Annotated in this window: 7 protein-coding genes and 2 pseudogenes; 4 read left to right on the top strand and 5 right to left on the bottom strand. The window is 58.7% G+C overall.

Going from position 1 to position 9,251, the window contains the following annotated elements; all coding sequences use genetic code 11:
- From Y707_RS27755 to Y707_RS0119735, 4 genes and pseudogenes are all read left to right on the top strand, one after another.
- Positions 1-821: pseudogene (locus tag Y707_RS27755) on the top strand (ABC transporter substrate-binding protein); the annotation flags it as partial.
- 148 nt (positions 822-969) lie between these two features.
- Positions 970-1,977, top strand: coding sequence for a thioredoxin-disulfide reductase (gene trxB / locus Y707_RS27760; protein WP_051442229.1), 1,008 nt, complete (start codon positions 970-972; stop codon positions 1,975-1,977).
- A 33-nt stretch (positions 1,978-2,010) separates the two neighbouring features.
- Positions 2,011-2,337, top strand: coding sequence for a thioredoxin (trxA, locus tag Y707_RS0119730; protein WP_026536348.1), 327 nt, complete (start codon positions 2,011-2,013; stop codon positions 2,335-2,337).
- A 6-nt stretch (positions 2,338-2,343) separates the two neighbouring features.
- Positions 2,344-3,543 (top strand): N-acetylmuramoyl-L-alanine amidase, encoded by a 1,200-nt coding sequence (locus Y707_RS0119735; protein WP_026536349.1) that lies wholly within the window; start codon positions 2,344-2,346, stop codon positions 3,541-3,543.
- Between the two features lie 1,791 nt (positions 3,544-5,334).
- Here the strand turns inward: Y707_RS0119735 and Y707_RS0119745 are convergent.
- The 5 genes and pseudogenes from Y707_RS0119745 to Y707_RS32310 all read right to left on the bottom strand — a co-directional run.
- Positions 5,335-6,381, bottom strand: coding sequence for a ParB/RepB/Spo0J family partition protein (locus Y707_RS0119745; protein ID WP_026536351.1), 1,047 nt, complete (start codon positions 6,379-6,381; stop codon positions 5,335-5,337).
- A 97-nt stretch (positions 6,382-6,478) separates the two neighbouring features.
- Complete coding sequence (locus Y707_RS0119750) at positions 6,479-7,432, bottom strand: ParA family protein (protein WP_216699301.1); 954 nt, start codon at positions 7,430-7,432, stop codon at positions 6,479-6,481.
- Between the two features lie 334 nt (positions 7,433-7,766).
- Complete coding sequence (gene rsmG, locus Y707_RS0119755) at positions 7,767-8,414, bottom strand: 16S rRNA (guanine(527)-N(7))-methyltransferase RsmG (RefSeq protein WP_026536353.1); 648 nt, start codon at positions 8,412-8,414, stop codon at positions 7,767-7,769.
- A 65-nt stretch (positions 8,415-8,479) separates the two neighbouring features.
- On the bottom strand, positions 8,480-9,025 hold the full coding sequence (locus tag Y707_RS0119760; protein WP_026536354.1) for a Jag family protein: 546 nt from the start codon (positions 9,023-9,025) through the stop codon (positions 8,480-8,482).
- Positions 9,022-9,251: pseudogene (locus tag Y707_RS32310) on the bottom strand (membrane protein insertase YidC); the annotation flags it as partial. The pseudogene Y707_RS32310 and the gene Y707_RS0119760, both read right to left, overlap by 4 nt.

The raw sequence follows: 9,251 nt of genomic DNA on the forward strand, positions 1-9,251 counted from the left end.
CCGCCGCAGCCGGAGCGGCTTCGGGACGGGCAGCGTCGCATTTTCCCGCCGCGGCCAGAGGAACCGACGGAACCCCGCCGGACTACGACGACGAAGCCGACCGCAAGAGGGATCCTCGCTTTACGCGTTGGCTTGTCGGAGGTGTACTTGCGGTATTACTCATTGCCGCCGTCGTTCTGGCCGTTGGACAACTCGGTTCAATGTTCCAGCCCACCGCCTCCGACCCCAGCGGCGCCGGCCAAGAGGCCAGTGCCCCGGAAAGCCAGCCGGAGGAGACTCCCGGGTCTTCCAACTCCGCCAGCCCGGAAGAATCCCAATCCGCCTCGCCGTCCCCATCTGAATCCGCCAACCCAGGAGTCCAGCCGGTGGCCCAGAGCGTGACCCGTCTGGTACCCGACGCGCCCGACCTCGACGCAGTGAACGACGGGGCGTTGCCGCAGGCGATCGATGACAATCCGGTGACCTCCTGGAACAGTCTGTTGTATGCCAACGACACTTTCGGCGGATTCGCGTCGAATCTGGCCCTCGTCGTCGGGCTGCAGGAGCAGTCAACCGTTAACCAGGTCCAGCTTGAGCAACTCAACGGTTCGGGCGGCAGTTTCGAAATTCTGCTGAACGATCAGCCAACGCTGGAAGGGGCGCAGCAGGTGGCTCAGGGCAGCTTTACCGCTCCAAGCATCACCCTCCCGATTCCGGAAGCGAATGGCGAGCCCCGGACTGCCCAATACGTGATCATCAATTTCACGGAACTACCACAGCTGGCCAACAGCAACGGGCCCTTCCCCTGGGGTATCAAGCTCGCCGAAATCAATATCAGCTGACGCACCGTGGACCGGCCGGAATATCCACAGTTCAGAATAAGTTGTGATCGTCAGAGGCAACAGGCGGCGGGCGGGAGCTGTCCAAACCAGGCCCCCCGCCGCGCACTACCAAGGAAGAGGTTCACTGCCAGTGAGCACTGATACAGATATGTCCGCATTCGCAGAAGACGCGTCCGGCACCGATATCCATGACGTCATCATCGTCGGCTCCGGCCCGGCTGGATACACGGCAGCGGTATACACCGCACGCGCCGCGCTGAAGCCCTTGATGTTCGCCAGTTCCGTAGAGGCCGGCGGTGAGCTCATGAACACCACTGATGTGGAGAACTATCCGGGTTTTCCCGATGGCGTCATGGGGCCCGACCTGATGGAACAGTTCGAGAAGCAGGCGGCCCGTTTTGGAACGCGCATCGAATTCGAGGACGTGACAAAGGTCGAGCTGGATGGTGACATCAAATCAGTCACCATCGCCACCGGTGAGACTTATCTGGCGCGCGCCATCATCATCTCCACAGGATCGGCCTACCGCGAACTTGGATTAGCCGATGAAAAGCGGCTCTCGGGCCATGGTGTCAGCTGGTGTGCGACGTGCGACGGTTTCTTCTTCAAGGATCAGGACATTGCCGTCATCGGTGGCGGCGATTCCGCCATGGAGGAGGCTCTGTTCCTGACCAAGTTCGCCAGCTCCGTAACTGTGGTTCACCGGCGGGACAGCCTCCGCGCCTCAAAGATCATGCAGGACCGGGCGTTCGAAAATCCCAAGATCAACTTCGTTTGGAATGCGGACGTGACCGGTATCGACGGTGACGCAAAGGTTTCAGGCTTGCGGCTGAGGAACAACCTCACCGGCGAAGAAAGCGTTCTGGCTGTCACCGGTGCATTTGTCGCCATCGGCAATGATCCACGCGTGGACCTCGTCAAGGACCACCTCGAACTGACGCCGGAGGGAACCATCGCCGTCCAGGGCCGCACCTCGAAGACATCGCTTCCCGGCGTATTCGCCGCCGGGGACGTCATTGACCCGACCTACCGCCAGGCCATCACAGCATCCGGCTCCGGCTGTGTCGCCGCTATCGACGTTGAACACTACTTGGCGGCGCGTCCCGGCGGGATCCCCGCGCAGACGGTTCCTGTGGAAGAAGCAGCAGCGGTCTAATAGACCCCCAATCACAAAGAATTGAGAAGAACTATGAGTAATGCAAAAGATGTAACTGACGAGACATTCCAGACGGATGTGCTCGACGCCGGCAAGCCGGTCATTGTCGATTTCTGGGCCGAGTGGTGTGGACCGTGCCGGAAGCTTTCGCCGATTCTCGACGAGATTGCGGCCGAGCATTCGGACAAGATCGATGTGGTCAAACTCAACGTCGACGACAGTCCTGGAATTGCGGCAAAATACGGAATTACCTCAATTCCGGCCGTTTATGTCTTCAAGGACGGCGAAGTCGCAGCGACCGCGATCGGTGCCCGGCCGAAACAGTTCTTTGAGCAGGAATTTGCAGAGTTCCTCAAGTAAACCAACATGAACGCGGGGCAGGCAGGAACAGACCTGCAACGAAGCGACATCAGCCAGCGCGTTATCACTCTCCGTAGGAGGTTGATACGCGCTGGCGTTTCCGTGTCGTATCTTGATCCGGCCGACGTGAACAATCCATCATTCTTCGATGACCACGTCGACGCTGCAGTACGTGCTTTCCAGCAAAGCAGGGGGTTGATCGTCGACGGCATTGTCGGTGAGGAGACAGACCGTTCTCTCAGTGAAGCCCAGTTCAAGCTGGGAGATAGAACCATTGGGTACAACGGAGCCGGCAATACTCCCACCCGTGGGGACGACGTTACCGAGTTGCAGCGTCAGCTCTCCCATTTGGGCTTCTTTTACGGCCATATCGACGGGGAATTCGGCCCGCCGACTCAAGCCGCTGTCGAGGAGTTGCAACGTAATGTCGGGCTCGAGGCAACCGGCTCCTGTAATGGGGCAACGATTTCCGCTCTTGCGCGGATAAACCGGTCCATAAGCGCCAGCAAGGCCTTTTCCCTTCGCGATTACGAGCGGCTGAATCAGGCGAGCGCTGCGCTCTCCGGGCGGGTAATAGTTCTCGATCCAGCACCTGGGAACGGCCAATCGGCGGATTCCTCAAATCAAAAACGCCTGGCCGAAAGCCACATCACCTCGGATATAGGGGAACGGGTATCATCCATTCTCGATCGATTCGGTGCGAGGGTGGTTTTCACCCGTATCGAGGACCAGTACCGGACACCACGTGAACGCATTGAAGCTGTTCACGACAGTGGCGCCAGCCTGGCGATCACATTGCATTGCGATTGGCTGTCCAATCCAGTTGCCAGCGGGGTATCGGCATTCTATTGGGGGTTACCCGAAAGCAATGAGACCAGGTCGCCAATCGGAGAGCGCGTCGCCCACCTCCTGCAGAGGGAAGTTGTAGCGCGGACGGGCATGGTCGACCTCGGTGTCCACCCCCGCTCCTGGGAGACATTGCGCTCCAGTAGGATCCCATCAGTGCAGCTCGAGCTGGGATACCTAAGCAACGACGACGACGCAGCCAGGTTGGCCACCCCGGTTTTTCGCCAGATACTTGCTGACGCTATCGTCATCGGAATCCAGAGGCTTTATCTTGTCGAAGAAGATGACCACCCTACGGGGAGCCTGGGTGTAGACGACGTCGGACGCTTCAATGAGATCGACGCCGAACGTGAAGCATAGAGTTTCGACCTAAGAGCGCCCGTTACAACCAATAACGGTTTACAACTCGACGGCAATCTTCGTTATCTTGTGCAGACATGATAAACGGGCTGTAAGCAATTCCGTGCGCACGTCCATCGCGACCTCCAGCGATTCGTGGCCATGTTTGACGTGGAACCCGGCCGGCTGCGGATTCTCGGCAGAGATTTGGGGTACGCACGGCCCCGCCACGCTGGAGCTATCCCCGATCCTTCGAAGGGTGCCAATGCAAAGAACGTGGGTTCCGGCGGATAACCAGTGCAGAATAGTGGGCACTAGGACGACAAATGCAGCGTGGTCGGGTTGTGAGAGCTTAGTCGATCGGGAGGTGATGTCCTCGAGGTTTAGGCTCCGCATCTCAAAGCATCTTGAGCGTCCAGGCGGGGAGGGGTGGTGTACGGGGATCGCTGGGGCGGTACACCGCCCGCACCCTCGGAGTGAGCCTTGCCGGCCACTGGACGCTTGCGTCCTTCGTGCACTGGGGCCCCCATACGGCGTTAGGGCGACTAATCGGCTCTCTCTGGTTCGTCGGCCTCTCCGAAGCCCGTGGCTCCAGTTCCACGTGAAACATCAGCCGGAGGCCCGGCCGGCTATCGAACCCAGCAACTGATTGTCCGCGCCGGCTCGGGCAGTTCTCCCTCAACCGTGCCGGTCGTGCCGCATCGGGATTGTCGAGCGACTCAACTGCTGTGTAGCATCGCCGATCGGCGTCGCACACGAAACTCGCTCATGGCTGGCCTGGCAGGTTTCACGTGGAACATGTGATGTAGGGAGGTCTACTGCCGTTCCTATGCCTCCGGGTAGTCCTGCACTGGCGTCTAGGACCCGACGCTGGCGGCTACTGTCTCTTCCCCGAGCTGCGGTACCACACCAACCAAGACTCAGTGCCATTCCAGGGGGCTTCGCGGCCAAGCCGACCTGCCTTGTTTTGCAGGCCGTGTACGCCAACCTCCGCCCGTGTACAGCCAAGCGATCTTGTCAGTTGTGCGTTCTTGGCACGCGGGGACCCAGCGCGAGAACAAAGAGAAGTACGAACCGGGCCACGGTCGTGGGAACATCACGCAACGACCCCGCCATACCGCAATCTGAGTCTCCACGTCGTTCCAGGCAAGAGACTCAATCCCGAGGGACCAACGGTCTGTATAGCGCACGGTATCTTGTTCCACGTGAAACCTCTTCACCCAGGCGGCCCAATCGTCATACTGCCACTGAAGAGCTTCGTGTCCCAGAGACCGAGGGGCCGGATATGCCTTCATGAAGTACCGCTGGCGGGACGACCCCCCATAGGCAGGTAAGTGATCTCAAAAGGGTCATCGGAACTGTCTGGATTAGGCCACAGGGCCGAGCGGACCGTGCCATCATCGCGTTTCACGTGGAACATAGCCTCCTGCCTGGGAAAACAGCTCTGAGACCGCCTTTACAGCTGACTTCGACGCGTGCTCTTCCTGAGAATTGTGAGTACGCCGGATTGGCATATAGACGACCGGGCTCGTCTATCCACGGCGCCGGAAGCAAGAAGTGGGCCCAGCTCCGGTGAGGACGGGCCCCTCACGTCACACCAGGCCGAGAACACCAGCCCGGACCAGCGAACGCAGGGCGCTCCTCTTATTGTCGGTTACAGGCCGGAAAGCGCAGTAAATGCTTATCCATATACACCGACGGCGGCAGCGCTCGTGTCTTTAGCTAAAGCCGACGAAGACAAGAATGAGGGAAGATAGCTGGGGGGGTCCGTTTCACGTGAAACGGACCCCCCCGGAAGCGATGTCGCCAATCCTAGTTTGGACTTTGATTCAGCACGCCCATTATGCGGTTTAGATCATCTACGCTGGCGAATTCGATTGCGACTTTCCCTTTGCGCGCTCCCAATGTGATCTTCACGCTGGTATCAAGCCGGTCGGAGAGCGAAGTAGCCAAATAATCCAGTCGTTCGTGCCTGGCCCCAGCTTCTGGGCGGTTGCTTCGCACGGGGCGCTTGAGTCCGTCGCTCATCGATACGATCTCCTCAGTCGCCCGAACAGATAGGCCTTCCGAGACAATCCTCTGCGCCAGTTTCTCCATTTCCGCGGCATCTGTAAGGCTCAGTAGTGCCCGTGCATGCCCGGCCGAAAGAACGCCCGCGGCAACCCGCCGCTGAACCAGTGGTGGCAACTTCATGAGACGAAGCATATTCGTCACCTGCGGACGGGATCTCCCAATCCGATCCGCCAGTTCGTCGTGGGTGCAACCAAAGTCGTCCAGCAACTGCTGATATGCGGCCGCCTCCTCCAATGGGTTCAAATCACTGCGGTGCAGGTTCTCCAGTAACGCGTCCCGAAGGAGATCATCATCCGTCGTGTGCCGGATAATGGCCGGCACGGATTCGAGGCCCGCCTCCTTAGTTGCCCGCCAACGGCGTTCACCCATAACGAGTTCGTATTCGTAGTCCCCACCTTCGGAGGATGGACGAACGACGATGGGTTGCAGTACGCCGATCTCCCTCACGGAGTGAACCAATTCAGACATGTCGTCTTCGTCGAAAACGTTTCGAGGCTGCTTCCGATTGGGGTGTATGGCCCCGACCGGAATTTCCGCAAAAGATGTCCCAGGCACCTCGACCAGCGTTTCACGTGAAACGTACGCAGCCTCTTCCGAACGAACTGACCCACGCTCCCGTTCCTCCTGGGAACGTGGAGCGGAATCCGGGAAAAATACATCCACCGGTCGACCAGCCCGGGCTATCGGCTTTTGCTCCACCGTTTCGCCTTCTGCGCCGGGCTCGGGCGGAACGCTCGGAATAAGAGCACCCAAACCTCTACCCAGTCCTCTGCGTTTTTCAACCACGGAATTGTCCTCCCTATCGCCCACGACAAGGGGCGGTTCTACGTAAAACATTCCTACTCAGTGTAAGGCGTTGCGCGCCGAGAACCCGGTGGGTTGTTCAGGGTGTCTTACGCTCCGCAATTTCTGTCGCCGCTTCCAGGTACGACAGAGCTCCGCTGGAGGAGGGGTCATACGTCATCACAGTCTGTTGGTAGCTGGGCGCTTCCGATATGCGCACGGATCGGGGCACGACAGCGCCTAAAACCTGCTCCGGAAAATGCTCGCGGACTTCAGAGGCAACCTGTGCAGCTAGATTCGTACGCCCGTCATACATTGTCAGCAGGATTGTTGAGACAACCAGATCGGCGTTCAAGTGCTTTTGGATCATCTCGATATTCTTGAGTAACTGGCTCAATCCCTCAAGCGCGTAGTACTCGCATTGGATAGGAATCAGTACTTCTCCGGCTGCGACGAAAGCGTTCACCGTCAAGAGACCGAGGCTTGGCGGACAATCAACAAAAATGTAGTCGAGCCTTTCCTGGCCAGACTTGTCCCTGTCCTTGGCATAAACATCGAGGGCGCGGCGTAGACGCTGTTCACGTGCAACCAGGGACACTAGTTCAATTTCAGCTCCGGCAAGATGGATAGTGGCCGGAGCACAAAGCAAGCTAGGGATGTCAGCTGAGGGACTGACCACTTCCGACATTGGTACATCGTTGATGAGCACATCATAGATGCTGGTCACCTCTGCGTGGTGTTCCACACCCAGGGCGGTTGAGGCGTTGCCTTGGGGATCGATATCCACCACAAGAACGTTCAAACCTGCCCCGGCAAGGGCCGCAGCAATGTTTACAGTGGTTGTGGTTTTACCGACGCCTCCCTTTTGGTTGCTGACGGTGAAAACCCGTGTTTCGTCCGGGCGCGGGAGGGATCGTCCGGCAAGCTTTTCGCGTCGCTTGTTCTCGCTCGCGAGTTCCCTGGCCAGAGGCGTGCTGTCGTCCAGACTGTCGATGACGTTCGGGGCCGCCTTGTCGCTCCCGTCCTTGGAAGCTTGTGGCCGGGCGTTCAACACCGGCGAGGATTGCGCCTTACCCACTGCCTGTGCGACTGCAACTGATGAGCCACTCTGTGAAGCCGAAGAGTTCCCATTCTTCGTCGCGACTGTACTGGACGGCGTTTCACGTGAAACGATACCGATGTTTGCTGGATCAACAAACGAATCAGGTTGTCCAGTCGCAATTTGAGTCGAGAACGCGGAACCGAGGGAGCCGAGCGGAGGAATTCGCTTGGATGAATCTTTAAAGCTCACTGGGACTCGCTAACTTTCGAGATGAATTCAGCCATTTCTTCTAGGGTAACTTGTACATAACGGCCCGCCCCGTAATGACCTGCCGCACGAGATGGACCTATCGCGCCAGCGTCTGCTCCACTACGATCCGTACCACCGTCGTCGGGTCTTCCAGTAGAGCGGCACCGGCCGTTACCACCGAGGTGTCTATCCCGCCGAGTCTACGAATCTTCTTCGCCGCCGTATGAAGCTCTTCACCCGCGCTGCGCCCTTTGATAGCCAACACTTCCCCCTGGCCGTGAAGGAGAGGGATGGTTATCTGAACGAGTTTTGACAATGCCGATACTGCCCGGGCAGTGACAACATCGGCGTTCACCGATTCAACTACTTGTTCAGCACGACCGCGCACCACACTAACGTTGGAAAGTTCAAGATCGCTGATGACTTCGCTAAGCCACTGAACGCGGCGCTCAAGGGGTTCGATAAGCGTCACAGTAATGTCGCGGCGGGCGATCGCCAACGCCAGCCCCGGAAGCCCGGCACCGCTGCCAACGTCTGCCACATGTGCGTTGACGGAAACGAGTTCCCCAACTACAGCACAGTTGAGTACGTGCCGGCCCCACAACTTAGGCACTTCCCTTGGCCCTAGCAAGCCACGTTCGATACCGGTGGTGGCAAGATGCGTAACGAAGCGCTCTGCCAAGCCAAGTCGATCCCCGAAGACCACCTCGGATACGCGCCGCTCCGCGTCAGTTATTTCCACCAGACACCCTTGCCCGCGAATAGCATGCACCCGCAATAAGCCCGGATACCCCGGGCATCGTCTTCGTTCTAGTCGTCAGCCATCGAGACTACGATGTGACGCTTGGAACCTTCACCTTCGGATTCGCTGATCATCCCCAGGTCCGCGACGGCGTCGTGTACGATCTTGCGCTCGTACGCGCTCATCGGCGCCAGCGCGTAATCTTCACCGCTGTCCTTCACCTTGGCAACTGCATCCTCGGCAAGCTTTGTGAGCACGACGCTGCGCTCCTCGCGGTAATCCGTGATGTCAAGAACGAGCCGGGACCTGCTTTCTGTCGCACTTAGAACGGACAGGCGGGTAAGCTCCTGTAAGGCTTCCAGAACCTCCCCGTCCCGGCCTACAAGCCGCTGGAGCCCTTCGTTCTCATCGTCATCGGAAACAATGGATATATAGGTGCGTCCGTTGCGGATCTCGATATCGATGTCACCATCGATGTCGGCAATGTCGAGCAGTTCTTCGAGGTAATCGGCGGCTACGTCGCCTTCTTCTTCCAGACGGCTCGCCGTCGGCTCCTCAGGAGCCACGCCGTCGTTCTTCTCTTCAGTCGTCTCTTCTATGCGCTCAGTCGTCATTTTCTCTTCCTATTCTTACGTGCAGGTTGTTGACGCTGGACGCGGGGGGCCACAGGCGTCTCAACAGCGGCTTCGTCCTTCTTCCCGTCCTCGACGGGCAACCCCTTACGGGCCCTGCGCTGAGCGAGTGCCTTGGCTGCAGGCGAACCGGGGGTAGGCATCCGGCGGATTACGAAGAACTGCTGTGCCATGGTCCAGATATTGGTCGTCGTCCAGTAGACCAACA

Source organism: Arthrobacter sp. H14 (assembly GCF_000520495.1).
In the GTDB taxonomy this organism is placed as follows: domain Bacteria; phylum Actinomycetota; class Actinomycetes; order Actinomycetales; family Micrococcaceae; genus Arthrobacter_C.